This window comes from Paenibacillus sp. sgz302115 (assembly GCF_056120445.1).
Window position 1 is genome coordinate 119457 of sequence record NZ_JBVYOK010000010.1, and the last position, 25807, is coordinate 145263.

The 25807-nt window shown below is 51.4% G+C and carries 21 protein-coding genes and 1 tRNA gene; 19 read left to right on the top strand and 3 right to left on the bottom strand.

From position 1 onward, the window contains the following. Positions 1-82: 82 nt before the first annotated feature. Complete coding sequence (murQ, locus tag AC0LWN_RS19195; RefSeq protein WP_474668085.1) at positions 83-979, bottom strand: N-acetylmuramic acid 6-phosphate etherase; 897 nt, start codon at positions 977-979, stop codon at positions 83-85. 57 nt (positions 980-1036) lie between these two features. Beyond that, the gene (locus AC0LWN_RS19200; protein WP_474668087.1) at positions 1037-1993 is read right to left on the bottom strand and encodes an N-acetylglucosamine kinase; all 957 of its coding nucleotides are present in this window, start codon (positions 1991-1993) and stop codon (positions 1037-1039) included. 228 nt (positions 1994-2221) lie between these two features. On the opposite strand from AC0LWN_RS19200, the gene AC0LWN_RS19205 reads away from it, so the two are divergent. From AC0LWN_RS19205 to AC0LWN_RS19245, 9 genes are all read left to right on the top strand, one after another. Then, on the top strand, positions 2222-3064 hold the full coding sequence (locus AC0LWN_RS19205) for a MurR/RpiR family transcriptional regulator (RefSeq protein WP_458966940.1): 843 nt from the start codon (positions 2222-2224) through the stop codon (positions 3062-3064). A 29-nt stretch (positions 3065-3093) separates the two neighbouring features. Next, the gene (locus AC0LWN_RS19210; RefSeq protein WP_458966939.1) at positions 3094-4446 is read left to right on the top strand and encodes an ABC transporter substrate-binding protein; all 1353 of its coding nucleotides are present in this window, start codon (positions 3094-3096) and stop codon (positions 4444-4446) included. 69 nt (positions 4447-4515) lie between these two features. Further along, positions 4516-5427 carry a carbohydrate ABC transporter permease gene (locus AC0LWN_RS19215; RefSeq protein WP_474668090.1) on the top strand — a complete coding sequence of 304 codons (912 nt, stop codon included), beginning with the start codon at positions 4516-4518 and terminating at the stop codon, positions 5425-5427. A gap of 22 nt (positions 5428-5449) precedes the next feature. Beyond that, positions 5450-6283 carry a carbohydrate ABC transporter permease gene (locus AC0LWN_RS19220; RefSeq protein ID WP_474668092.1) on the top strand — a complete coding sequence of 278 codons (834 nt, stop codon included), beginning with the start codon at positions 5450-5452 and terminating at the stop codon, positions 6281-6283. Between the two features lie 29 nt (positions 6284-6312). After that, a complete protein-coding gene (locus tag AC0LWN_RS19225; protein WP_474668094.1) occupies positions 6313-7419 on the top strand; it encodes an ABC transporter ATP-binding protein in 1107 nt (368 codons plus the stop codon). A 41-nt stretch (positions 7420-7460) separates the two neighbouring features. After that, positions 7461-8162: a DUF2189 domain-containing protein gene (locus tag AC0LWN_RS19230; RefSeq protein ID WP_474668096.1), complete on the top strand. Its 702-nt coding sequence runs from the start codon at positions 7461-7463 to the stop codon at positions 8160-8162. Continuing rightward, the gene (locus AC0LWN_RS19235) at positions 8159-9352 is read left to right on the top strand and encodes an exo-beta-N-acetylmuramidase NamZ family protein (protein WP_474668098.1); all 1194 of its coding nucleotides are present in this window, start codon (positions 8159-8161) and stop codon (positions 9350-9352) included. Before AC0LWN_RS19230 ends, AC0LWN_RS19235 begins: the two co-directional genes overlap by 4 nt. An 18-nt stretch (positions 9353-9370) precedes the next feature. Further along, entirely contained in the window at positions 9371-11179 is a 1809-nt protein-coding gene (gene nagZ / locus AC0LWN_RS19240; protein ID WP_474668100.1) for a beta-N-acetylhexosaminidase, read from the top strand. After that, a complete protein-coding gene (locus AC0LWN_RS19245; protein ID WP_474668102.1) occupies positions 11176-12363 on the top strand; it encodes an anhydro-N-acetylmuramic acid kinase in 1188 nt (395 codons plus the stop codon). Before nagZ ends, AC0LWN_RS19245 begins: the two co-directional genes overlap by 4 nt. A gap of 537 nt (positions 12364-12900) precedes the next feature. Here the strand turns inward: AC0LWN_RS19245 and AC0LWN_RS19250 are convergent. Beyond that, positions 12901-12974: transfer RNA gene (locus AC0LWN_RS19250), tRNA-Arg, on the bottom strand. A 172-nt stretch (positions 12975-13146) separates the two neighbouring features. On the opposite strand from AC0LWN_RS19250, the gene AC0LWN_RS19255 reads away from it, so the two are divergent. From AC0LWN_RS19255 to AC0LWN_RS19300, 10 genes are all read left to right on the top strand, one after another. Next, a complete protein-coding gene (locus tag AC0LWN_RS19255; protein WP_474668104.1) occupies positions 13147-14040 on the top strand; it encodes a hypothetical protein in 894 nt (297 codons plus the stop codon). Between the two features lie 96 nt (positions 14041-14136). Further along, positions 14137-15462: a trigger factor gene (gene tig, locus AC0LWN_RS19260; RefSeq protein WP_474668106.1), complete on the top strand. Its 1326-nt coding sequence runs from the start codon at positions 14137-14139 to the stop codon at positions 15460-15462. A gap of 284 nt (positions 15463-15746) precedes the next feature. Beyond that, on the top strand, positions 15747-16337 hold the full coding sequence (gene clpP / locus AC0LWN_RS19265; protein WP_019908899.1) for an ATP-dependent Clp endopeptidase proteolytic subunit ClpP: 591 nt from the start codon (positions 15747-15749) through the stop codon (positions 16335-16337). An 11-nt stretch (positions 16338-16348) separates the two neighbouring features. Beyond that, positions 16349-17605 carry an ATP-dependent protease ATP-binding subunit ClpX gene (gene clpX / locus AC0LWN_RS19270; protein WP_019908900.1) on the top strand — a complete coding sequence of 419 codons (1257 nt, stop codon included), beginning with the start codon at positions 16349-16351 and terminating at the stop codon, positions 17603-17605. A 112-nt stretch (positions 17606-17717) separates the two neighbouring features. Beyond that, positions 17718-18860 carry a flavodoxin-dependent (E)-4-hydroxy-3-methylbut-2-enyl-diphosphate synthase gene (gene ispG, locus AC0LWN_RS19275; RefSeq protein ID WP_474668248.1) on the top strand — a complete coding sequence of 381 codons (1143 nt, stop codon included), beginning with the start codon at positions 17718-17720 and terminating at the stop codon, positions 18858-18860. A gap of 235 nt (positions 18861-19095) precedes the next feature. Continuing rightward, positions 19096-20805, top strand: coding sequence for an ATP-dependent protease LonB (gene lonB, locus AC0LWN_RS19280; RefSeq protein WP_474668108.1), 1710 nt, complete (start codon positions 19096-19098; stop codon positions 20803-20805). A 241-nt stretch (positions 20806-21046) separates the two neighbouring features. Next, complete coding sequence (lon, locus tag AC0LWN_RS19285; RefSeq protein ID WP_474668110.1) at positions 21047-23425, top strand: endopeptidase La; 2379 nt, start codon at positions 21047-21049, stop codon at positions 23423-23425. Positions 23426-23437: 12 nt separating this feature from the next. After that, a complete protein-coding gene (gene yihA, locus AC0LWN_RS19290; RefSeq protein WP_474668112.1) occupies positions 23438-24079 on the top strand; it encodes a ribosome biogenesis GTP-binding protein YihA/YsxC in 642 nt (213 codons plus the stop codon). Positions 24080-24231: 152 nt separating this feature from the next. Continuing rightward, entirely contained in the window at positions 24232-24819 is a 588-nt protein-coding gene (locus tag AC0LWN_RS19295; RefSeq protein ID WP_474668114.1) for a non-ribosomal peptide synthetase module, read from the top strand. A gap of 103 nt (positions 24820-24922) precedes the next feature. Continuing rightward, positions 24923-25714: a tyrosine-protein phosphatase gene (locus AC0LWN_RS19300; protein ID WP_474668116.1), complete on the top strand. Its 792-nt coding sequence runs from the start codon at positions 24923-24925 to the stop codon at positions 25712-25714. Positions 25715-25807 lie beyond the last annotated feature (93 nt).

Genomic DNA, 25807 nt, shown 5'->3' on the forward strand with positions numbered 1-25807 from the left:
AATATCCCGGGTTTTCATCTCCCGGACAAAGAAACAGCCTTCCTGATCATCACGAGGAAGGCTGTTTCTTTTTGCCGGTATTCTATTGCAATGCTCCGCGTACAAATCCATCGGCGTTCACAAGTCTCCGGCGTGCCTCGTCGGCATCTACGTTGCTTAGGATCATTATAATGGCGGTCTTCACATGGCCTTCCGCGTCGATAAAAGCGGCCTCGATCTGCTCCTCGGAAGCATGGGTCGCGAGCTTGATGATCCGCTTCGCTCTGTGGACCAGCTTCTCATTGGAGGGGTTCAGATCGACCATCAGATTGTGGTACACTTTTCCAATCCTAATCATGGCGGTCGTTGTCAGCATGTTCAGGATCATTTTCTGCGCCGTGCCGGATTTCATCCGGGTGGAGCCCATGACAACCTCTGGTCCCACTACGGCCTCTAGGGTCAGTCTGCCAAGCCCTGCCATCGGTGTGCCTGTGTTGTTGCACAGTCCGATGACGACGGCTCCCAGCTCTTCAGCCCGCTTCATTGCCCCCAGAACATAAGGGGTGCGCCCGCTGGCGGCAATCCCGATCACCACATCTTTATCGCTGATGCCGCTCTCTTCGATGTCCCTTGCCCCCAATTCCACGCTGTCCTCCGCGCCTTCGACGGGATCTTTCACCGCCTGGAAACCGCCGGCAATAAGTCCCTGTACCATTGCGGGATCGGTTCCGAAAGTGGGCGGACATTCCGAAGCATCCAGAATGCCGATTCTTCCACTGGTTCCGGCGCCCACATAGAACAGCCTGCCACCATTCTGGAAGGCATGTACAATATAATCCGCCGTTTCGGCAATCTGCGGGATAAGTCCTTGAATACACTCAGCGACCAGCCGGTCTTCATTGTTGATTAGCTGCATGATTTCAGCAGAACTGAGGTTATCAATTTCACTTGTATTTTCGTTGGGCTGCTCTGTAACCAGATTTGCTAAAATATAGTTCATGAGGTTTCGTCCTCCTGCCTGTCTATTCTTGTCTGTACCGGGAAATCATTAGAACGGTTAGTCTGCTCTCATAACAGATTCACGAAGCAACTGGCGGGCCAGCCACGCCGCTCCGGTGGATGGCGGAGCCCCGAGAGAACCGTCAACAAAGTCTACTCTGCCGCAGGATTTCTGCAGACTATCGCAGAAGATCCGGCGAAAGACGGGGGAATACCGGAACACCGAGCCGGAGAGTACTACCGGGAGACCAGCCAGCTCAGGGCTCCGGCGAAGCAGAGCGTTTGCCGTATTGCTCAGGGCTTCCGCTTCCCCTGTGAGAATGGTGAGTGCGGCCTCATCTCCAGCCTCTGCGGCCGCAATGCAAATCTTTGAAAATTCAGCGATCTCCGCTTTGGTATGGGAAGGGTTATAAATATACCCCTTCAAATCGCTGATCACCGAAAGCCCGTGCTGCTTCATAATCATATCGGTCATTGCGGTAGGAGGCTGAACACCGTCGTAGCTGCGCATAACCGCCTTAAGTGTAAGGAGTCCTATCTGGTACCCGCTGCCTTCATCCCCGAGAATATGCCCCCATCCCCCTGTTCGGGTGCAGGAACCATCCGGGCTGTAGCCGTAGCAAATCGAGCCTGTACCTGAGATGACCAGCATCCCGTAATGGCTTCCGAGTGCAGCCATCAAAGAAATTTGTCCTTCCGATTGGATGAAGACCGGGAACGATAGTCCGCATTTCATCAAATGCTGCTCAACTGCCTTCTTAAGAAGAGTTTGTTCATCTATCGTCGAAAAACCTGACACGGCGAGGCATATTGATGCGATATTGATGATTTCCGGCTCCAGACGCTCCAGCAAACCATGAATAGCTGACATGACTTCTGTAAGCGCTGCACCAAAAGAGACGCTATGAGGATTGGAAGGCCCGCCAATATAGCGTGCAAGCAAATCTCCCGCCTCATTCAAAGCGGCCGCATCGGTCTTCGTGCCGCCCCCATCAAGGCCTAAGTACACTTTCATCGCTCACTCACCACTTTGATTTTTTTCTAATTATATGAGAATCAGCGTATAAAGTAAAATAAAATTTCACGAATAAAAAAGTTCTTGAAATTATATTTCACAGCTCATATAATAAGTTCATTCCAAGCGATTGGGAGAATATCAAACTGAATGAGTTATAAAAGTTAACATCAACTTGCAGGTATGGATTTAAATTCAGTTATTACATAAGGGAGGTGCTTGGATTCAGTGAATGGCGGCTTAATTCGATTGAGGGAAATGCACGAAGCATTAAATCCCTCTGAACACAAGATTGCTGCATACATCCTGCAGAACCCGGATGAAATGATCCATCTCTCTATTGCGGATTTAGCTGCGAAGAGCGGGTCCAGCCAAGCGGCAATTGTCCGGTTGTGCAAGACCATTGGATTTAAAGGCTATCAGGACTTGAAGATCAGAGTGGCAGGCGATCTGCAGGGAAGAGACCCGGCCATCATTGGTTATCAGGAAATCCGGCCTAATGACACCGTCTCGGCGATCATCCAGAATGTGTCCAATAATAACATTCAATCCATCCGGGACACGCTTACGATCCTGGATGAAGACATGGTGGAACGGGCTGTTGAGGCAATTGACCGGGCGAAGAAAATCTATTTTTTCGGAGTGGGTGCTTCCAATCTGATTGCGATGGATGCGCAGCAGAAATTTTTGCGGATCAATAAGACAAGCTTCTCCTTCGCCGACCCCCATGTACAACTAACGAGTGCAATCACGGTTACAGAAGAAGATGTGGCCGTTTGTATTTCATACTCCGGGGAGACCAAGGAAGTGATCCGGGCCGCTTCCATTGTCAAAGAAAATGGCGGGACAGTGGTCAGCATCACCAAATATGGCAGTTCAACCTTAAGCCGGAGCGCAGACATTCCATTATGTACCTCCGCCACCGAAAATGAAATCCGCAGCGGAGCGATGGCTTCCCGGATTACGCAGCTTAATTTGATTGACATCTTATATCTTGCCGTCGCAAGCCGGAACTATGAAGAGTCCGTTACTTATCTGGAGAGAAGCAGACAACATATCAAGCGGCTGTAGCCGGAAGAACAAAAGGGGGACAAGGAATAATGAAGAAGAGTTTAGTGCTGTGTATGGTTCTGGTTATGATGCTGATAAGCGCATGTGGCAGCTCCGGAGGCAAAGAGGCGGCGAACAGTCCTGATGCTAAGGATACCATTACAGTCTGGACTTATCCGGTTCATGGAACCTATGAAGATGAGCTTAAGGGACTGGTAGCCGATTTTCAAAAAGAACATCCCAACATCACAGTGAAGACGGAAGTGCTCTCCTGGGCGGAAGGTCCGAAGAAATTTGACGTAGCCTTGAATGCCGGCAGCCCGCCGGATCTGTATTTCCATAGCGTAGACGGAACCTATGTCAATACTGGACTAGCTCTGGATTTGGACCCGTATATGACCGATGAGATCAAGAATGACTACCTTCCGGGAACACTTGAGCTTGCGCAAATTGGCGGTAAACAATATGGTCTGCCGCTCTATCAATTCCAATGGGCCTGGGGCGGCAACAAGCGTATTCTTGAAGAAGCAGGCATTGATTGGGCCGCAATTCAGCAGAATGGCTGGACCTGGTCCGAATTTGAAGCAGCGGCAGCGAAGCTGACCAAGACACTCGAAGATGGCTCCACTCAATACCCCCTGGTAACAGACGGAACCTCGCTTGATTTCATTGAGATGCTGTCCCGCAACAATAATATGCCGGATGTTCTGGACGAATCCGGTACCTTCCAGTGGAACGATGACCGTATTCTGGGAACACTAAACTTCATCAAAGGCTTGCTGGATAAAGGATATATTCCCAAGGAGACCGCAGCCATCGCTCCGGCAAAACGTTCTGATATGTTCTATGCCGGACAAGCTGCTATCATTTCGAAGGCCATTCCCTACTACGATGTAATGATTCAGAACCGCAACAAGGATATTGACGCCGGTACGATCAAAGGCGAGAAGATTGACTTTGTGCTGCTCCCGGTTCCACATAATGATAATGCGCCGGCTAAAACAACTATGGGTGCGGAAGGCTACATTGCTTTTAAACAAAAGAACGACAAAGGCGAGCAGCATGCCAAAAATACTTTCCTCGTAATGGATTACCTGAGCGGCGCCAAAGCGGGAAATTCCTCCAATGAGCTTGTGCTTCCGTTTGTGCGCAAATCTCAAGCGGAGCAGTATGCAGGTAAAGCGTTGGGTACAGAAGAAACGATCAAGGCTTCCGAGAATATGGCCAAGAACATGGCATCGCCTGTAACTCTGAAGCTGGACACGGCTGTTGCCGCGCAGATGAAGCAGTTCAAGGAGCAGATCGTGACTCCGAACATTCAAGCCCTGTACTCCGGGGAGAAATCACCGGAAGATATCGCTGCCGAATTCCTCGCTAAGGGAACACAAATGCTGAACAAATAAATCTTTTAAGGGGGGCACCCTTCGGATTGCTGAAAGGGTGCCTTCTCTTAAGAGAGGGGGAGAAAAGGGATGACAACAATCGCACCAAAGCGGGTGCGCGGTTCCGCCGGCAGGTTATGGCGTGAATATGGCTGGGCATACCTGTTTATCCTGGCACCGGTCCTGCTGTTTCTGGTGTTTACACTATATCCGGTCATATCTGCTTTAATCATGAGCTTCCAGCAGTACAACATTATGGATTCCACCTGGGTTGGCTTCGACAACTATGAACGGCTGTTTCAGGATGCAACCTTTTGGAAATCCATGCGCAATACCGTTATTTTTACAGTCTGTACGGTACCGGTCAATATCATCATCACCTTTGTGCTGTCTTATCTGATCTACCAGATGAAGACCAAATGGCAAACCTTCTTCAAAGCCACTCTGTATCTCCCTGCGGTTGCCTCCGGCGTTACCATTTCCATCGTCTGGCTGGCCATTTTTGATCCAACCGATGTAGGGCTGCTCAACAGATTCCTTGAATGGTTCGGTTTAGATCCGGTGATCTGGCTGGGCCAGTCCAAAACCGCGTTGTTCTCGCTGATTCTCATGAACTGGCTTGGCTCGCACGGAGCGGGAATTATTTTGTACCTGGCCTCTATGGGCGGGGTTCCAAAATCACTATATGAAGCGGCTGATATTGATCATGCCAGCGGCTGGACCCAATTTACACGCATCACCTGGCCTTTGCTGAAACCGACCACTCTATATCTGCTCGTTACGGGAGTAATTACTTCCTTCCAGGTATTTATCTCGGTATATATGATGACCCAGGGCGGGCCGAACTTCGCGACAACAACTATTGCTTATCTGATCTACCAGACAGCGTTCCAGTTTTATGAATTTGGTCTGGCTTCAGCGCAGTCGTTCGTGCTGGCGTTTCTGATTATCCTGGTCTCTGTCATTCAATTTAAATACTTCTCGAGTGACATCGAGTATTAGGACGGGAGGAGCGACACTATTTATGAAAACCAGATCCAAGACTATCTTTCTGTGGGCGGCCGCGGCTTGTCTGGTCGTGTGGAGCATTGTCACAATTATTCCTCTTTACTGGATGATAATCGGCTCCGTGCAGGACTCTGCGGCAACCGCCAGTTTCCGTCCCAGCATGCTTCCGGAGGCGTTCTCGTTAGCGCCCTATGAACGGTTTTTCGCCAAAACAGCGGCCTGGCGCTGGCTGTTCAACTCTTTATTCATTTCATCGGTGCTGACGGTTACCAATGTGTTTTTTGCCTCACTTGCGGGCTATGCTTTTGCTAAATTGAAATTTCCTGGAAGCAACGCGATTTTCTGGGTGCTTCTCAGCACGATGATGATCCCGGCACAGGTCACGCTGATTCCGCTCTATATTTTGATTGTCAATGTCTTTAATCTTGGTGACAGCTATACCGCCATCATTTTGCCTACGGCAATTACGGTCGGCAACATCTTTCTAATGAAACAATACATGTCCTCTCTTCCTACCTCGCTGATTCACGCGGCGCGGATTGATGCCTGCAGCGAGTTCGGCATCTTCTGGAAGGTGATCCTTCCGCTCGCGAAGCCGGGGCTTGCGGTACTCGCAATCTTTACTTTTGTAGCTTCCTGGAACGAATTTTTCTGGCCTTTTCTGATTACGAACTCGACGGAAATGCGGACCATACAAGTGGGGCTTGCCTCCTTTGTTTTCTCGGAATCCACGGATTTCGGGGCAATTATGGCAGGGGCCACAGTGGGCGCTTTGCCGATGCTGATTCTGTTCTTCTCCCTGCAGCGCTACTTCCTGCAAGGCATTACTATCGGAGCCGTCAAGGGCTGACATCAATAATTTTATGGAGGGGAAGAGCAATGGCACGGGTTGAATTCCGCAATGTGCGCAAACAATTTGACGATCAGAACAAGATGACCGTTACTGCGGTGGCTGGTTCCGATTTTGTGATTAATGATAAAGAATTTGTTGTGTTCGTAGGACCTTCAGGGTGCGGCAAAACGACTTCGCTGCGGATGATCGCAGGGCTGGAGCGGCAGACCAGCGGTGATATTGTAATCGGCGACCGCATTGTCAACAATCTTCATCCCAAAGACCGGGATATTGCGATGGTATTTCAGGATTATGCCCTGTACCCGCATATGACGATCCGCGAGAACCTGTCCTTTGGCCTGAAGAATCTGAAGAAGCCGAAGGATTATATTGAGAAAAAGGTGCAGGAGGCCGCGGCGATTCTCGGACTTGAGGATATGCTGGAGCGCAAGCCGCGCGAGCTGTCCGGCGGACAGCGGCAGCGTGTGGCTGTGGGCCGGGCAATTGTGCGTGATCCGCAGGTGTTCCTGTTCGACGAGCCGCTGTCCAATTTGGACGCCAAGCTGCGAATTCAGATGCGTGTTGAGTTGGGTGAGCTGCATAAGCGTCTCGGCGCCACGATTGTGTACGTTACCCATGATCAGGTGGAGGCGATGACGCTCGGCGAACGGATTGTGGTCATGAATAAAGGGGTAATTCAGCAGGTGGCTTCGCCAACAGAGCTGTATGCCAATCCCAAAAATATGTTCGTGGCCGGATTTATCGGCTCCCCGGCAATGAATTTTATCGACGCCCGGTTCGAACGGGGGCGTGTCATTATTGACGGTGCGGAATTTGTTCTGTCAGAGGAAGCAGCCGCTGGTCTGCAGGGCTACGATGGCCGCGAAATTATCCTCGGCATCCGCCCGGAGCATATTTATGGCGAAGACTTCGCACCGGGCGTTTCCACGGAACATCAGATGCGGGCACATATTAAGGTGGTTGAGCACCTGGGCTCCGAGAACCTTGTTTATTTTAAAATTGGGAACCGGACAGTTACCGCTAAGGTTCATCCTGAGACCAAGGCGTACAGCAGTCTCGATAAACAGTTTATCTTCGACTTAAGCAAAGCCCGTTATTTCGATCCCGGAACGGAAGAAAGAATTATCTGGTAATTTAATTTCTGCAGCTTAATCATAGAAAGGGGAGGCAGGTCATGCGGAAACTGAATCAGGTGCTGGTTAGTACGGGAGTGGAGTCATTTCGGGAGATTGTACCTGTTGCACTGCTTAGTCTGGCCAGCTCAGCCATACTGGTCCCTATAGTGATCTTTACGCCAATGGCGCTGGCGTTTATCCTTATTCCGCTTCTTTACATGCCTTTGTTTTATGGTGTGTTTTATGCGTACCACCGGAGAACAGAAGGGAAGAAACTGTCGGTACGTGAAATGCTATCGGGTGCCCGCAAGGGCTTTGGGCCAGCGGTGGTCTTTGGCCTCTTCTGCGCGTTGCTGATGATCATTCTGGGATCTACCTGGTGGTTCTACGGAAGCCGTGACGGAGCCGTGAACTGGACGATTGTCATTTTTCAGACGTATTTTGTCGCTATGGCTTTTGTCTCCCAATTCTACACACTGCAACTGGTACTTCAGAATAAGCGGGGTATCTTCAAGGCTATGGGTGAGAGCGTCAAGCTGTTCCTCCGCTACCCGGCTTATACTATCGGAGCTTTCTTTCAGGCGCTGGTTGTGGGTGTAATGCTCACTGTTACGATTGTAGGCTTTGCTGCACTGTTCAATGGAATGCTTGCGGTTTATCTGCATAAGGCGACCTATAACGTGCTTCATCCGGACGAGGATACCGAAGCTGAAGGCGTACCGGAGACCAGCAGGGCATTTGCAGAAGGCAGGCTCCTGTGAAGCGGGCTGTAAGCAGTGGAGTGGACCGGATTGCCGCCGGGTTGTCCCATCCTATGCTGGATGGGCGGCGGATCGGACTGGTTACGAATCCGACAGGCATCACGGCAGATTTCCGTTCTACGGTGGAGATATGCAGTAAACTGGCTTCCAGCAGGCTTACTGCTCTTTTTGCCTGTGAACACGGCATTTACGGGCAGCATCAGGCTGGAGTAAGGTTCGGTGATGAACAGGATGCTGTACTCGGAATTCCCGTCTATAGTCTGTACGGGGAGCATAAGAAACCAATTCCTGACATGCTGGATGCCTTGGACACCCTTGTATTTGACGTCCAGGATTTGGGGATACGGTTTTATACGTATGTATCGACTCTGCTGTATGTGATGGAGGCTTGCGCAGAGAATGGAAAAAGTCTGCTCGTACTGGATCGTCCGGCCCCGCTCGGCGGTATCGGCTGCGAAGGTGGTTTTTTACAGGAAGGGTATGAATCTATGGTCGGTGCCTGGTCGATGCCTGTCCGTACAGGAATGACCATAGGCGAATTCGCCTTGATGGCTAATGACAGGAAGGGGCTTCACTGCGACCTGGATGTGATTCCGCTCGCGGGCTGGAGCCGTGAAATGGAATATACGGATACCGGTCTGCCCTGGATGCTGCCCTCTCCGAACGTTCCGACTCTCGATACGGTAAGAGTATATGGCGGGACGTGTTTCTTTGAAGGCACCAACCTGTCTGAAGGACGCGGGACGACCCTTCCCTTCGAGTGGATTGGAGCACCATGGCTGGATGGGGCTAGGTTTGCTGAAGCTATGCAGGCGCACCTCCTGCCGGGCGTGTATTTCTATCCCATGTATGCTACGCCGACCTTCTCGAAGCACCAAGGGGAATTATGCGGCGGTGTGCGGTTGTTCGTGACCGACCCTCAAAAGTATGAGGCGGTGCGAACGGGACTTACGCTGCTGCATGAGGCATGTGCGCTGTACCCGGAGCATTTTCAATGGCTGGCTCCCCCGGAAGGCGGTACGAGATATTTTATTGATTTGCTGACTGGCGGAGAGAAGGTCCGCAGGTCCATTAGCACGGTGGAAGGATTGCATGAAATCGTTGAAGAATGGCGCCGTGACAGCGCGAACTGGCTGACTATGCGTCAGCCTTATCTTTTATATCCAATTAATTCTGATGGGATCAACTGAATTCAGGGAGGTACGGTGATGGCAATCGTTTGGCGTGAAGTGGCACGGCAGGAAGCGGGTCTTGATGCGGCGGTCGCCGCTATGAGTCTGAACGACAAGATTGGACAGATGCTGATGTGCGGTTTTGAAGGAACTGCAGCATCGGGTGAAGTCCTTAAGCTTGTGGCGGACAGCGGGATTGGCGGGGTGATTTATTTTGCCCGAAATGTGGAGTCGCCGGAGCAGGTTGCCAGGCTGACTGCTGATCTTCAGCAGGCGGCAGCAGAAGCCGGCAAGGCTCCGCTCTGGATTTCGATTGACCAGGAGGGCGGCATGGTTGCCCGGATTACCGAAGGCATAGCACTTATGCCCGGAGGAATGGCGATCACGGCAGCAGGATCGGAGGACGGTGCTTATCAGGCAGCGTGGGTCAGTGGACGGGAGTTGACGGCCCTGGGTATTAATTTGAACTATGCTCCTGTGCTGGACGTCAATAATAATGCGCGGAATCCGGTTATTGGGGTCCGTTCCTTCGGAGAGTCGCCGGAGCAGGCGGCCGAATATGGTGCGGCCATGATCCGCGGATTCCAGGCTGCGGGTATTGCGGCCACAGCCAAGCATTTCCCGGGTCACGGCGATACTGACATGGATTCCCATCTTGATTTGCCGACTATACGGCATGACCGGGAACGAATGGACCGTGTAGAACTGCCTCCGTTCCGCAGGGCTATTGCCGAGGGGGTGGACGCCATGATGTCGGCGCATATTTACTTCCCGGCACTGGAACAGGAGAAGCTGCCGGTTACTTTGTCGAAGTCTGTATTGACTGGGTTGCTGCGGGAAGAGCTGGGTTTTCAAGGGATTATCATGACCGACTGCATGGAGATGAACGCAATTGCTGAACATTACGGAACGGCCCCTGCCTCTGTGATGGCTATTGAAGCCGGAGCGGATATCGTTCTGATCAGCCATCGTGCTGACCGTCAGCGCGATGCAATTGAGGCCATCAGGACAGCAGTGGCCGAGGGCCGTCTTAATGAAGGGCGTATTGACGAATCCGTCCGGCGGCTGTTGGCCCTGAAGGTGAAACGGGGAGTAATTGCCGCAGGAGCCGAAGCTTCGGGCGGGACGGGTACTGATGTTGGTGGTTCGGGTGGAGCTGATGTTGGAACAGTTGTTAACGTTGCTGGTGACACAGATGCAGGTACAGATGGTGGAGCTGGTGCTGATTCTTCGGCTGTGGCAAGGTCTGCTTCGTTTGAGAAGAAGCTTGCAGTGCTCGGAACCCAGGCGCACCTGGCGGTGGCGCGGCGCATCAGCGAAGCCAGTATAACACTGGTTCGCAATAACACTTCTATGCTGCCGCTGCAGTCTGGGAAGACATTGGTGATTACGGCAGCACCCGTAGTGGCAACTCTGGTAGATGAATCATATGCAACCGCACCCGGTCTGGGCGCAATGCTTGGAAAATACGGACTGGATAGTATTGACCGTGTGGTTCCGGCGGGAGATATCGCTGTTTACGCGGCAAAACTGCTGGAGGAAGCTCAGGTCAAAGAGATCGAACAGATCGTTGTTGGTACGTATAATGCCCAATTTCATGTTGAACAGATTAAGCTGGTTGAGTCTTTGCTTGCCCTTGGGAAGCCGCTCGCGGTTGTTGCTTTGCGCAATCCATATGATCTGCTGGCTATGCCAGATGTTCAGGTCTATGCCGCTGCTTATGAGAGCCGTCCGCTTGCGCTGGAGAGCACAGCCAAAGCACTGCTTGGAGTCATCCCCTTCCGTGGCCGGTTGCCCGTTTCACTTGGGGAGGAATATCCGGCTGGCTGTGGCATCAGCTTATGATTGGCCCGCTCTGGAATAAGCAGAAATCCGTTGTAGTCGGACTGATGTCGGGCACCTCACTTGACGGTATCGATGCAGCAGTTGTTTCTATTGAAGGCAGCGGCCTTTCAGCGCGGGTCAAGCTGCTGCATTATTACAGCATTCCCTATGATGCAGAATTGCGGGAACGCCTGAAAAGGCTGTGCACCGTAGAGCATTCTTCTGTAGATCTGATCTGCGGCATGAGCTTCTATCTCGCTGAGAAGTTTGCCGAAGCGGCTATTGAAGCTGTACGCAGCGCCGGAATGGACATGAAGGAGATTGACCTGATCAGCTCCCACGGACAGACAGTGTGGCATATCCCTAAACAGGATATCCAAGATCCCTATCTGGTCCGTTCGACACTGCAGATCGGCGATTTGTCAGTGCTGGCTAAACGGACCGGGCGGAGGGTTGTCGGCGATTTCCGTCCGGCAGACATGGCTGTTGGAGGGCAGGGTGCGCCTCTGGTTCCTTACGGTGACCTGATTTTGTTCCGGCATCCCGGCAAGGGCAGACTGCTGCAAAACATCGGGGGAATAGGCAACTGTACGGCGCTGCCTCCGGCAGCAGAGCCGGAAGATGCATTTGCTTTTGATACCGGCCCGGGCAACATGGTTATTGATCAAGTGGTATATCAGTTGAGCGGCGGGCGGCTTTCTTACGATAATGGCGGTGCCTGGGCGATGCAGGGAGCGGCTGACGAGACATTGGTAAAGGAAATGATGAAGCATCCGTATTTCGAATTGAAGCCTCCGAAGTCTACAGGCCGTGAGGTATTTGGCAAAGCCTACGCCGAGCTATTCGCCGCCAAAGCGCGAGAGCAAGGGTTGAGCGATGCAGACATTGTAGCGACAGCTACTGCTTTTACTGCACGGACGATAGCAGAAGGATATCAAAAATATGTCTTCCCACTCTGTAAAATAGACGAGGTCATTGTCAGCGGCGGCGGCGCACATAACACAGCGCTGCTGGGTATGCTGCAAGAACTGCTCCCTGATCAGAAGGTCCTTACTTCCAGCGATCTGGGTTATAACGATGATGCGAAGGAAGCGATTATTTTCGCCCTGCTTGGCAATGACTTCATGCACGGAGTTGCGAATAATCTCCATTCAGCTACAGGGGCAAAATGGCCTACTGTTATGGGTAAGCTGGCTTTCCCTTAGGCGCTTGCGTTTTTATACCGCTATGTATACAGATATGCAGCCCTGCTTGTCTTTGTGGTGCTGCTGATCAATTTCATTTTCCGCTTCCCGCTGTGGCTGGGACGCCGCCGGGGACGCTGATCGACCGGGCGAATATAAATTGTTAGCTTAACGCAGGCTGTCAGCCGTGGACTATTCACGGTTGACAGTCTGTTCTTTTTGGCGGGGAGCGAGGATTCGACCATTCTGAAGGCCTCACCAATCTATTGTATTTTCTGCAATTGATTCCGGCGAATTCCACGCTTTTTTCAGTTCTGTTGTACTTTGTGCAATCAAATATCGGTTACAGTACATTTGGAGGCTGATTTGGGAATTTTCATTGTATAAAGTGCAATAGAACGGGTTCAGAACTGTTAAATTCATCAATTCTGTTGTAAAAAATACAATCAAGCGTGGAAGGTTCGAGAGATAACGGCAGAATTGCCATTGCTGAATCGAGGAGGGGTTCTCATCCCCCGGACGCACAAACAGCCTTCCCGAAGGAAGGCTGTAGTATGACGTCCCGGAAGGGATTCGAACCCCCGACCGTGCGCTTAGAAGGCGCATGCTCTATCCAGCTGAGCTACCGGGACATAAGATAAGACTGAAAAGCAAGCAAAAATTATGTTATCATATATGAATGTTTTTTTCAACTTGTTTTTTTGAAACTGCACGGGGATATGCTATAATCTACAATTGATTAAGGTTCGGTGAAAAGGAGGTGCCCTCATTAATCATTCGAATTCCCCCGCCAAAGAGAATATCGTGCTGTTTCCGAAAACGCTGGATTACTACCAGATCCAGTTAACGGTAATGCTGGAGAGTGAACGCTACGGGGAAGCTATGGAGCTGCTGCGTTTTTTGCTGCAATGCCAGGGACAGGAGGAGCGGCACTATCAGGAATGGCAGTCGCTTTTGGAGTGGCTGGAGTCCGCATTCCCCTATGCTGCCCATAACGGCGATGCCGAAGCTGAAGGTCAAGGCGATGAACACGATCTCCAGGAAGAAGACATGGTCCGGATTCTGGCCAAATCCAAGCTCGAAGAGGATTCGGAATATCAGGGCAAGCTGCTGCAGCGGGTTATGAACGAACCTTTGTCCGAGTCAACCATTCTGGCGCTGGAGCAGCTTTCATATCTGGAGGGCAGCCATATCGACGAAGCGCTCACAGGCTGGTTACAGCAGGCTGCAGTTCATCCGCTGGTTCAGTTCCGCACGCTGCAGACTCTCCGCCGCCGTGGGGCGCAGGGGGTTATCGGACTTGCGCGCGGCGCCGAAACGGCATACGTCGAGATCGAAACAGTGCCGCTGACCAATGAGGAATTCCCGCCGCAGGTAAGTCAGGTGCTGGAACGGGTGGCTGAGCAGGCAGAGGTGCATGAGCCGACGCTGTACTATTTTGCCCAGGAGCTCTGGGGACAGTTCATCATGTCGATCTACGGCTCCGCCGAATACCGCAAGCTGCTGGACGGAGAAGACGCTCAGCTCGACATTTGGGCGGGTGCGCTGCATCAGATGGTGTCCGAGAGCCTGAACGGGAACCGGCAGGAGGAGGAGACCCGTGCAATGTACGGGATAACAGGCAGCATGCGCTTTCAATTCGAGGGGGCATACCGCTCTCTCAAAGGATTTGTAAAGAGTTCTCTACTTGATAAATAGAGTAATGTTGTATATAATATAATGGTTATTCTGTGCGTGGATTGCGTGATTATAAGTAAGTAACATGTAACCTATTTTTGGAGGGAAAAGTATAATATGAAAGCAACCTGGGAAAAAATAGAGAAGAACCTTGGAGTTCTTGAAGTCGAAGTAGAAGCAGAACGCGTAGCTGCGGCACTCGACAAAGCTTTTAATAAAGTAGTTAAGAAAGCAAACGTGCCTGGCTTCCGTAAAGGCAAAGTGCCACGGCCAATTTTTGAATCCCGTTTTGGTGTAGAAAGCCTGTACCAGGACGCAATTGATATTCTTCTTCCGGAAGTGTACAGTGAAGCGGTTGATCAAACCGATATCTTCCCTGTAGACCGTCCTGAAGTGGACATCGAGCAATTCGCCAAAGGCAAGGCGTTCATCTTCAAAGCGAAGATCACCGTTAAGCCTGAAGTGACTCTGGGCCAGTACAAAGGCCTCGAAGTACCAGTACAAAAGGCTGAAGTTACCGAAGAAGAACTGAATGCTGAACTGAAACGTCTGCAGGAGCGTCATGCTGAGCTTGTTGTCGTTGAAGATGAAGCAGCAGTGAACGGTGATATCGCAGTAATCGACTTTGACGGATATGTAGATGGCGTGGCATTCGAAGGCGGAAAGGCTGAGCGTCATTCCCTGGAGCTTGGAAGCAACTCCTTTATTCCTGGATTCGAAGATCAGGTAGTGGGCATGTCCACTGGAGACTTCAAGGATGTTGAAGTTACTTTCCCGGAAACTTACCACGCTGAGAACCTTGCCGGTAAGCCTGCTGTATTCAAAGTGAAGCTGCATGAAATCAAACGCAAAGAGCTTCCTGCTCTGGATGATGAATTCGCTAAGGATGTAAGTGAATTCGACACGCTGGAAGAATACAAGGCTGACCTGAAGGCACAGTTGGAATCCCGTAAGCAGGATGAGCTCAAAGGCGCCCGTGAAACTGCAGTAGTTGACGCAGCGGCTGCTAACGCAGAAGTTGAAATTCCTGAAGCAATGATCAACAGTGAAGTTCAGAACATGGTTCGCGACTTCGATAACCGTCTTCGTCAGCAAGGCATGAACATGGACATGTTCCTCAGCTTCTCCGGCCAAACCCGTGAAGACCTTGAGAGCCAGATGAAAGGCGATGCCGAGAAGCGCGTCCGCAACAACCTGGTGCTTGAAGTAATTGCGAAGGAAGAGAAGATTGAAGTTTCCGAAGAAGAAGTGAATCAGGAACTTGCTTCTATGGCTGAATCCTTCAAGCGTTCCGCAGAAGAGATCCGCAGCATTCTGGCGGCTAACGGTTCCCTGAGCAGCCTGAACGATGAGATTTCTTTGCGCAAGACCATTGACTTCCTCGTAGAGAACAGTGTTGAGGTTGAAGCTCCGGCTGCAAAAGAAGAAGCAAGCGCTGAGTAACACTCTTCCGGGGTGATATTTTACCTAGAACGGCCAAGCAGGACGGCCTCCATAAATATAGATAAGGCACGTAATCTCTGTTACGTGCCTTATTTTTATCGGCGGGTAGAATATTTTGGTACATAACTGCAAAATTGGCTTTATGGCAGGAATTGCGCTATAATGGCATGCACATGAACAATGCGATTTTATACACCAGTGAAAAAATGACATAGCGCCTTGAACGTGTTAAAATATTTCTGAAACGGATAGACTAATCTGTACAGAGAAAAGAGGTTGGTGGCATGAGTCTGGTACCAATGGTTGTGGAATCAACAAGTCGGGGAGAACGGTCATACGATATCTATTCCAGATTGCTCAAGGACCGCATCATTTTCCTGAGCAATGCGATTGACGATGATGTCGCCAATCTGGTTATTGCCCAATTGCTGTTCCTGGCAGCAGATGACCCCGAAAAAGACATTCACCTGTACATCAACTCGCCCGGTGGTTCTGTGACAGCCGGCATGGGTATATATGATACAATGCAATACATCAAACCGGATGTGTCAACAATTTGCGTAGGCATGGCGGCAAGCATGGGATCGCTGCTGCTTACGGCTGGGGCTCCAGGCAAGAGATATGCGCTGACTAATAGTGAAGTAATGATACACCAGCCGCTCGGCGGCGTTCAGGGGCAAGCATCCGATATCTGGATTCATACCGACTGGATTCTCAAAACGAGACAGAAGCTGAATCAAATATATGTGGATCGCACAGGTCAGCCCCTTGACAAAATCGAACGCGATACGGACCGTGATAACTTTATGAGCGCGGAAGAAGCGAAGGAATACGGGCTTATTGACCAGGTACTCTCTTCACCGATCAAATCCTAAGGGGTGGTTAGATGTTTAAATTTAATGATGAAAAAGGGCAGCTGAAATGTTCTTTTTGCGGCAAATCCCAAGAGCAGGTTCGTAAGCTTGTAGCTGGACCGGGCGTTTATATATGTGATGAATGCATCGAGCTGTGCACAGAAATCGTGGAAGAGGAGCTTGGCCACGAGGAAGAGCTGGATCTGAAGGATATTCCGAAACCGAAGGAAATCCGTGATATCCTCGATCAATACGTCATTGGTCAGGAGCAAGCGAAGAAGTCGCTCTCCGTTGCCGTATATAATCACTACAAACGTGTTAACAGCCAGAGCAAGATTGAAGATGTTGAACTGACGAAGAGCAACATTCTGCTGCTTGGTCCAACAGGTTCAGGTAAGACATTGCTGGCGCAGACTATGGCTAAAATCATCAACGTTCCTTTTGCCATCGCGGATGCGACTTCCCTTACAGAAGCGGGTTATGTCGGCGAGGATGTGGAGAACATCCTGCTGAAGCTGATCCAGGCTGCCGATTATGATGTGGAAAAGGCCGAACGCGGCATCATCTATATTGATGAAATTGATAAAGTCGCACGCAAATCCGAGAACCCGTCCATTACCCGTGACGTTTCCGGTGAAGGTGTACAGCAAGCGCTGCTGAAGATCCTGGAAGGCACTGTAGCTTCTGTACCACCACAGGGCGGACGCAAGCATCCTCATCAGGAATTTATTCAGATTGATACTACGAACATTTTGTTTATCGTGGGCGGCGCTTTTGACGGCCTGGAGCAAATGATCAAACGCCGTATCGGCAAAAAAGTCATTGGCTTCAACGCAGCCGTTGAAGGTCAAAAGGAGCTCAAAACTGGCGAATACCTCTCGATGGTATTGCCGGAGGATTTGCTCAAGTTCGGTCTGATTCCTGAGTTTGTCGGCCGTTTGCCGGTGATCTCGACTTTGGAGCCGCTTGATGAGAGCACGCTGGTGCGCATTCTGTCCGAGCCAAAGAACGCGCTCACGAAGCAGTATATCAAGCTGCTGGAAATGGACAATGTAGCGCTGAAGTTTGAACCTAAGGCCCTTGAAGCTATTGCCAAGGAAGCGATCAAACGCAACACAGGTGCCCGTGGACTTCGTGCCATTATCGAGAGCATTATGCTGGATGTCATGTATGAGGTTCCTTCGCGCGATGACATTAAGGATTGCGTGATTACAGAGCAGGTTGTCCAAGAGAAGTCCCTGCCTGAGCTGAGCCTCAAGAAAGACAAGAAAAAAGAGGAAAGCGCCTAAGCCGTTACTACTTGTACAAATACAATTCACTGTCTCCACCTCTCTTCCGCTTGCCCCGCTTTACCGCGGGAGCGGGGAGGGTGGAGCTTTGATCGTTATGGGGGAGAAAACCATGTTTTTGAGACACCAGACCCGTCCCGTCAATGTTGGCGGAGTGATTATTGGGGGAAACAACGAGGTTGCGATTCAAAGCATGTGTACGACCAAAACCGCTGATGTCGAAGCTACCGTTGCTGAGATTCTGCGTCTGGAAGAAGCGGGCTGCCAGCTTGTCCGTGTGACCGTCAACAATGAAGAAGCGGCTGCCGCAATCAAGGAGATCAAGAAGCAAATTCATATCCCTCTTGTGGCGGATATTCATTTCAACTATAAGCTGGCCTTGCTTGCCATCGAGAACGGCATCGACAAAGTGCGCATCAATCCGGGCAACATCGGACGCCGGGACAAAGTGGAAGCTGTGGTGAAGGCCTGTAAGGAAAAAGGGATTCCGATTCGTATCGGTGTAAACGCCGGTTCTTTGGAGAGCCATCTTTTGGAGAAATACGGTTACCCAACACCGGAAGCGATGGTAGAGAGTGCTCTATTCCATATTGGGATTCTCGAAGAACTCGATTTCCATGATATTATCGTATCGCTTAAGGCCTCTGATGTGCCAATGGCTATCGAAGCTTACCGCAAAGCTGCAGAAGTAATTCCATATCCGCTGCATCTGGGTATTACCGAGTCAGGAACCTTGTTCGCCGGAACCGTGAAGAGCTCGGCAGGCATCGGTGCACTGCTCTCAATGGGCATCGGCAGTACCGTGCGCATCTCTCTCAGTGCTGATCCGGTCGAAGAGGTGAAGGTAGCGCGTGAGCTGCTTAAGACCTTCGGTCTGATTTCTAATGCCCCTACGCTGATCTCCTGCCCTACCTGCGGACGGCTGGACATTGACCTGTTCTCCATCGCAAATGAAGTGGAAGAGTATATCTCCAAGCTTAAGGTGCCGATTAAGGTATCCGTACTGGGCTGCGCTGTCAACGGCCCCGGCGAAGCACGCGAAGCTGACATCGGTATCGCGGGCGCCCGTGGAGAAGGCTTGCTATTCCGCTACGGCAAGATGATCCGCAAGGTTCCCGAAGCGGATCTGGTGTCCGAGCTGAAGAAGGAGATCGACGCGATCGTGGTCCATTTTGAAGAAACCGGCGAAATCCCGGGCCGCAAGCATGCAGGACTGGCTCCGGCAGTGCAAAACTCTGAAGTTAATGTAAATTGAACTCATTAGCGAGTTTATTTTAATTTGCGAACTTATATTAAGGCGACGAAGAACGTCCCATCTTGCCCCGCGTTCATGCGGTGGTGTGATGGGCGTTTTTTTATTTTGAGGAGGAAAAATGTTATTCTTCCATAAATCCGCTCCCCGGGCGTTTACGAATGACCGAAAAGGCTATACTACCTAGTAGTAGCCAAATACAGGACAGGTAGACTGAACGAAACAGGAGGGATGACCTATGGAATTAAGTATATTGCTGATGATCGTGCAGCTCTTTTTCGCGCTGGTCATCGGCGTTTATTTTTGGAATCTGCTGCGGGGACAGAAGACCAACAAGACGGCGGTGGACCGGGAGTCGCGCAAAGAGCTGGACAAGCTGCGTAAAATGCGGATGATCTCCCTGACCAAGCCGCTTTCAGAGAAGACACGTCCGGCCAGCATTTCAGATATTGTTGGGCAAAAGGACGGGCTGCGCGCCCTGAAAGCGGCGCTGTGCAGCGCTAACCCGCAGCACGTTATTATTTACGGTCCGCCGGGTGTCGGCAAAACTGCGGCTGCACGTGTGGTGATGGAGGAAGCGAAGAAGAACCCGCTGTCTCCCTTCAAAAGCGATGCCAAATTTACAGAGATCGACGCCACCACTGCACGTTTTGACGAGCGGGGCATTGCCGATCCGCTGATCGGTTCGGTTCATGACCCTATCTACCAGGGAGCAGGGGCTATGGGAGTTGCTGGCGTTCCACAGCCGAAGCCCGGGGCCGTAACCAAAGCGCACGGAGGCATTCTGTTCCTGGACGAGATCGGGGAGCTTCACCCGATTCAGATGAATAAACTGCTCAAGGTGCTGGAGGACCGGAAGGTGCTGCTGGAGAGCGCCTATTACAATTCAGAGGACAGCAATACGCCGGCGTATATTCATGATATTTTTCAAAATGGCCTGCCGGCCGATTTCCGGCTGGTGGGAGCCACAACGCGCTCACCGGACGAAATATCACCCGCACTTCGCTCGCGGTGCATGGAAATTTATTTCCGGCCGCTGCTGCCGGATGAGATTGCAGTGATCGGGCGGGATGCGATCCAGAAGATTGGGCTGAAGCCAAGCCCTGAGGCGGTAACGGTAGTCCAGCAATACGCCACGAATGGGCGGGAAGCGGTTAACATGATCCAGCTTGCGTCCGGACTGGCGCTAACTGAAGGGCGGGACGCTTTAAGTGCGGCAGATGTCGAGTGGGTGGCCAGCAGCAGCCAGCTGCCGCTGCGGACGGAACGCAAGATTCCGACCTCGCCGCAAATCGGCGTAGTCAACGGACTTGCCGTGTACGGACCCGGCATGGGGACACTGCTGGAGATTGAAGTTACAGCCTCCCCGGCTGTAGGCGGCCAGGGCAGGCTTAACATTACCGGTGTAGTTGATGAAGAAGAGACCCGCGGCGGTTCGCGGACGATCCGGCGCAAGAGCATGGCCAAAGGCTCAGTGGAGAATGTGCTGACCGTTCTGCGCTCCATGAACCTGGAGCCTGACCGCTATGATGTGCATGTGAATTTCCCCGGCGGTACACCGATTGACGGGCCTTCCGCCGGGGTAGCGATGGCTGTGGCTATTGTTTCTGCCATCCGGCATCTGCCGGTCGATAATACGGTGGCCATCACCGGTGAGATCGGCATTCATGGCCGGGTGAAGCCGGTGGGCGGTGTCATTGCCAAGGTCGAAGCCGCTTTTCAGGCTGGAGCAACAACCGTGCTCATTCCAAAAGAAAACTGGCAGTCACTGTTTGCTGATCTGGCGCCCCTGCGGGTCATTCCAATGGATACAGTGGAGGAAGTCTTCCGGCACCTGTTCGGCACCGATACGGCGGATGTGCGGCTGCCTGCGGTATCCGGAGAGACCTTCTCGTCCTCCTCTTCGCTGCTCAAGGCAGATGCTGCAGGAGAAAACGCCAAGGCTTAGGTTAAGCCTGACACTTAACGGCTACGCCGTCCTTTTGTGGACAGCGTAGCCGTTTCTTCTTATTGGCTGATGAACATATTCCCGGTGTATGAAGCCCATAATAAGGTTTGGAGAGTTCGGGCGCTCACTTTCAGGTCAATGCCGGTTTGCCGCAGCATGGGGCCAGTTGGTGTTTTGATGGCGCTTTTGTTAGAATGAATGCATGTGACACTACTTGAGAACCATGGGAGGTGCGAAAGCGATGATACAAAGTAAATCCAAAGGTCGTCGTTTTCCTTTATTGCCGCTTAGAGGTCTTCTTGTGTATCCCAGTATGGTTCTTCACCTTGATGTGGGACGCGAGAAATCAGTCCGGGCGCTGGAAAAAGCTATGGTTGAAGATAACCTGATTCTTCTCTGCTCGCAGTCGGAAGTGAATATTGAGGAGCCGGGACAAGAGGATATTTTTCGGGTCGGGACCGTCGCGAATGTGCGGCAAATGCTGAAGCTTCCAAACGGCACAATTCGTGTGCTGGTGGAGGGCGTGGAGCGGGCCGAAATTATTAATTATACGGATAATGAGGAGTATTACGAGGTCATGGCGCGTGTGCTGCCGGAGGAAGAAGACTCAGACCAGCAGAGCGATGCCTTGATGCGTACAGTGCTTAACCAGTTTGAGCATTACATCACCTTGTCCAAAAAGGTTACCCCCGAGACGCTGGCTGCCGTATCCGATATTGAGGAGCCGGGACGGCTTGCCGACGTCATCACGAGCCATCTGGCACTGAAGATTAAGGATAAGCAGGAAATTCTGGAGACCATAGATGTCAGTAAACGTCTGGAGAAGCTGCTTGATATCCTTAATAATGAGCGTGAAGTATTGGAGCTGGAGCGCAAGATCAACCAGCGCGTGAAGAAGCAGATGGAGAAGACTCAGAAGGAGTATTATCTGCGCGAGCAGATGAAAGCGATCCAGAAGGAGCTTGGCGAGAAGGAAGGCCGGGCTGGCGAAGCCGATGAACTCCGCTCACTTATGGAAGAGAAGCAGCTTCCTGAGCGTGTGAAGGAGAAAATTGAGAAGGAAATTGACCGCCTGGAGAAAATGCCGGCAAGTTCAGCCGAAGGCGGCGTTATCCGCAACTATGTAGATTGGCTGCTGGGTCTGCCTTGGAGCGAGTCAACCGAAGACGATCTGGATATCCTCAAAGCCGAGCAGGTGCTCGATGCGGATCATTACGGACTGGAGAAGCCGAAGGAGCGCGTGCTGGAGTACCTTGCCGTGCAGAAGCTGGTCAAGAAGCTTAAGGGACCGATTCTCTGTCTGGTAGGGCCTCCTGGGGTCGGAAAAACCTCGCTGGCACGCTCTATCGCCCGCTCACTGAACCGTAAGTTTGTCCGCATATCGCTGGGCGGCGTGCGTGATGAAGCAGAGATTCGCGGCCATCGCCGCACTTATGTCGGTGCAATGCCAGGCCGGATCATTCAAGGTATGAAGACCGCAGGAAGCATCAACCCGGTGTTCCTGCTGGATGAGATTGATAAGATGGCGGCGGATTTCCGCGGTGATCCATCAGCAGCGCTTCTTGAGGTACTGGACCCTGAGCAAAACAATACGTTCAGTGATCATTTTGTTGAACTGCCGTTTGATCTGTCCAATGTTATGTTTGTGACGACAGCCAATGCCGTGCACAACATCCCGCGTCCGCTCCTTGACCGGATGGAAATGCTCTTTATCCCCGGCTATACCGAGCTGGAGAAGCTGCAAATTGCCAGCCGTTATCTGCTGCCGAAGCAGCGTAAGAACCACGGTCTGGAGGAGGCTCAACTGTCCATTGAAGACGATACCCTGCTGAAGATTGTCCGGGAATATACCCGGGAATCCGGCGTACGGAATCTGGAGCAGCAGATTGCTGCGTTGTGCCGCAAGGCTGCGAAGCAGATTGTGTCGGGCGAAAAGGAACAGGTAAGCATTCTTCCTGCGGAGATCAAGGATTATTTAGGCGCCTCCAAATACCGCTATGGTATGGCGGAACTGGAGGATCAGATTGGCACCGTAACCGGGCTGGCCTGGACCGAGGTCGGCGGCGATACGCTGCTGATTGAAGTCACGGTGGTTCAGGGGACAGGCAAGCTGACTTTAACCGGGCAATTGGGCGATGTGATGAAGGAATCGGCACAGGCTGCCTTCAGCTACACCCGTTCGAAGGCGGAGGAGCTGGGGCTGGCGCCAGATTTTCATGAGAAAAATGATATTCACATCCACATTCCCGAAGGCGCGATACCGAAGGACGGTCCGTCAGCAGGGATTACGATTGCTACAGCTCTAATCTCTGCTCTCACGAAACGTTATGTCTCGAAGGATGTGGCGATGACAGGCGAAATTACGCTGCGCGGCCGTGTCCTGCCGATTGGCGGGCTTAAGGAGAAGTCACTGGCTGCCCATCGTGCCGGGTACAAAAAAATCCTTCTGCCGAAGGACAACGAGCGCGACCTTAAGGATATACCGGAGAGCGTCCGCAGCGATGTGGAGTTTGTGCCGGTATCCCACATGGATCAGGTGCTGCAGCATGCGCTTGTGGAGCACCATAATCAGATCAACAATGAAGCGCCGAGTACTGAAGCGCAGAGTAGTGTACACTAGAAAGGAAGTCTTATGAAAGTTAATAGTGCCGAATTTATCATCAGCGCCGTAGGCCCTGATCAATACCCTGTTGACGCCTTGCCGGAGATTGCTCTGGCAGGGCGCTCCAACGTCGGAAAGTCCTCCCTGATTAACCGGATGATTAACCGCAAGAATCTGGCCCGCACCAGTTCTACCCCGGGCAAGACGCAGCATATGAACTATTACCGCGTCAATGAGAGCTTATATCTTGTCGACTTCCCCGGCTACGGCTATGCTAAGGTATCCAAGACCCAGCGGGCTGCATGGGGGAAAATGGTCGAAAAGTATTTGACAGAACGCGACACATTGAAGCTTGTTCTGCTTATCGTGGATCTGCGTCACCCGCCTACCAGCGATGATAAGATGATGTTTGACTGGCTCAAGCACTACGATCTCCCGCTCTGTGTGGTGGCGACAAAGGCAGACAAGATTCCCAAAACCCGCTGGCCGAAGCATATCAAGCTAATGAAGCAGGAGCTTGGTGTGCTGCCGGGGGATCATTTCATTTCATTTTCCTCAGAGCTCGGACTTGGCCGGGATGAATTATGGGAGCTCATCGAGCGGCATAACCTTCCGTCCGAAGAAGAACAGCCGGCAGAGACGGAGGATCAAGGCGAATTCCCTGCAGAATAGTGAGGAATACATATGTATTCTGAGGCTCATATCCTTTTCTCCCGGTATAAGATGAATTTTCGGCGTATATCCTGTTCCTGCTCATGAGAAATGCCACAGCCCTTCATTGTATAATCATGCTAAAGGCTGTTACAAAGAATTGAGGGATGGTCATGGCTCAGCGATTGGCTACAGAATATGTGAATACGACTTTGCAAATGACGGAATTTCAAATGAACCAGTTTCTGCTTACGGCCGATACCTGCTACATCAGCCACCGGGTGAAAATTCTGGGCGGCGGAGAACAGGAAGTTGTCCTTGAGGAAACCGGGGGTGAGGAGGTTCTTTTGTCTTTTCAGCGCAAAGGCAATATTTACGTGTGTGCGTTGACCTGCACAATAGTGAACCCTCACCTTAATAACGCAATCCGCAAGCTGTTTGTTACTTATAGAGGGACCGGAACGGTTAACAGAATTTATAATTCATTCACTATGGTGTATTATTATGAGGGCGGATCGATCCGCCGAATCTCGGAAGTGACGCCTGTGGGCAGCAAGCTGGTCTATCAGCACAAGCACTCGCTCGCGGAAATGATGCGTCTTTACAAATCTGATGCTATTGAGCGGGAGATTGAGAGTTTGCGCCATCATATTAATAGCTTACTGGATCGCCGCAACACCGTTTTAAGCGATGAAGAGATTCTGGAAGTGGACGTTCAGCTTGCGTCAGCCACGCGGAAGCTATTCGAACTGGAAGCGTAAGCGATAATATGGTTATAGTCTGGCAATCATTTCCTAGTGAAATGGTTGCATTTTTTTTGTGAAATCTATAAATGTTAGCTAGGAAGGGGCCGATAAAAATCATATGATAGATATCCATAGCCACATTCTACCCTCTATTGATGACGGGGCTGCCGACTGGGAGTCGGCTCTCGCCATGGCGCAGGACGCCCATATGGACGGCATATCCACTGTAGTTGCCACGCCCCATCATGCCAACGGAGTATACATGAACCCTGCTCCCGGTATAGGGCAAGCTGTTGAGGAACTGAATGACAGACTCCGGCAGGCCGGTAATCCGCTGCTTGTGCTTCCCGGTCAAGAAATTCGTGTGTATGGGGATTTGTTGAACGATCTGGAGCAAGGCCATTTGTTGACGCTCGCGGGAACAAGGTACATTTTGCTGGAGATGCCTTCTTCACGCGTGCCGCGCAGCATGGAATCAACCTGTCACGAGCTCCTCATTCAGGGTTTCGTTCCCGTGATTGCCCATCCGGAGCGCAACGCTGAGGTTGCTGCCGATCCTTCCCAATTAACAAGATTAATAGAGCTGGGAGCGTTAGGGCAGCTGACCGCCCAGAGTGTTACCGGAGCCCTCGGAAGCAAGCTGCAGAAGCTGTCACTGGAGCTGTGCCGCAGAAATGCTGTTCATGTAATCGCCTCCGACGCACACGATAATCAGCGTCGTCCATTTGGATTGAGTGAAGCCTACGGGGTTTTGACGAAAGAGTTGGGACAACCAATTTCCGACCTTTTTCGTCAAAATTCGCAGAAAATTATCAACGATGAAGAGATTATTCGAGCGGATTCTACTCAATCTCAGACAAAACTTCATAGATTGTTCGGATTTTTTTCTCGTAAAGGTTCATCTCGATAGCGATTAGTGGTAGAATGGATATCACTGGTTTATTGTTATTTTTTATCAGAATAGTGTAGACTTAGGGTCAGCTACTCTATCTATGCTAGAAGT

Excerpts from the sequence above, each read along its gene's own strand:
- AC0LWN_RS19225 (WP_474668094.1), top strand. The coding sequence starts at position 6,313 with ATGGCACGGGTTGAATTCCGCAATGTGCGCAAACAATTTGACGATCAG.
- AC0LWN_RS19300 (WP_474668116.1), top strand. The coding sequence starts at position 24,923 with ATGATAGATATCCATAGCCACATTCTACCCTCTATTGATGACGGGGCT.
- clpX (WP_019908900.1), top strand. The coding sequence starts at position 16,349 with ATGTTTAAATTTAATGATGAAAAAGGGCAGCTGAAATGTTCTTTTTGC.
- ispG (WP_474668248.1), top strand. The coding sequence starts at position 17,718 with ATGTTTTTGAGACACCAGACCCGTCCCGTCAATGTTGGCGGAGTGATT.
- AC0LWN_RS19230 (WP_474668096.1), top strand. The coding sequence starts at position 7,461 with ATGCGGAAACTGAATCAGGTGCTGGTTAGTACGGGAGTGGAGTCATTT.
- AC0LWN_RS19220 (WP_474668092.1), top strand. The coding sequence starts at position 5,450 with ATGAAAACCAGATCCAAGACTATCTTTCTGTGGGCGGCCGCGGCTTGT.
- yihA (WP_474668112.1), top strand. The coding sequence starts at position 23,438 with ATGAAAGTTAATAGTGCCGAATTTATCATCAGCGCCGTAGGCCCTGAT.
- AC0LWN_RS19215 (WP_474668090.1), top strand. The coding sequence starts at position 4,516 with ATGACAACAATCGCACCAAAGCGGGTGCGCGGTTCCGCCGGCAGGTTA.
- clpP (WP_019908899.1), top strand. The coding sequence starts at position 15,747 with ATGAGTCTGGTACCAATGGTTGTGGAATCAACAAGTCGGGGAGAACGG.
- murQ (WP_474668085.1), bottom strand. The coding sequence starts at position 979 with ATGAACTATATTTTAGCAAATCTGGTTACAGAGCAGCCCAACGAAAAT.
- AC0LWN_RS19210 (WP_458966939.1), top strand. The coding sequence starts at position 3,094 with ATGAAGAAGAGTTTAGTGCTGTGTATGGTTCTGGTTATGATGCTGATA.
- AC0LWN_RS19245 (WP_474668102.1), top strand. The coding sequence starts at position 11,176 with ATGATTGGCCCGCTCTGGAATAAGCAGAAATCCGTTGTAGTCGGACTG.
- AC0LWN_RS19295 (WP_474668114.1), top strand. The coding sequence starts at position 24,232 with ATGGCTCAGCGATTGGCTACAGAATATGTGAATACGACTTTGCAAATG.
- AC0LWN_RS19200 (WP_474668087.1), bottom strand. The coding sequence starts at position 1,993 with ATGAAAGTGTACTTAGGCCTTGATGGGGGCGGCACGAAGACCGATGCG.
- lonB (WP_474668108.1), top strand. The coding sequence starts at position 19,096 with ATGGAATTAAGTATATTGCTGATGATCGTGCAGCTCTTTTTCGCGCTG.
- tig (WP_474668106.1), top strand. The coding sequence starts at position 14,137 with ATGAAAGCAACCTGGGAAAAAATAGAGAAGAACCTTGGAGTTCTTGAA.
- nagZ (WP_474668100.1), top strand. The coding sequence starts at position 9,371 with ATGGCAATCGTTTGGCGTGAAGTGGCACGGCAGGAAGCGGGTCTTGAT.
- lon (WP_474668110.1), top strand. The coding sequence starts at position 21,047 with ATGATACAAAGTAAATCCAAAGGTCGTCGTTTTCCTTTATTGCCGCTT.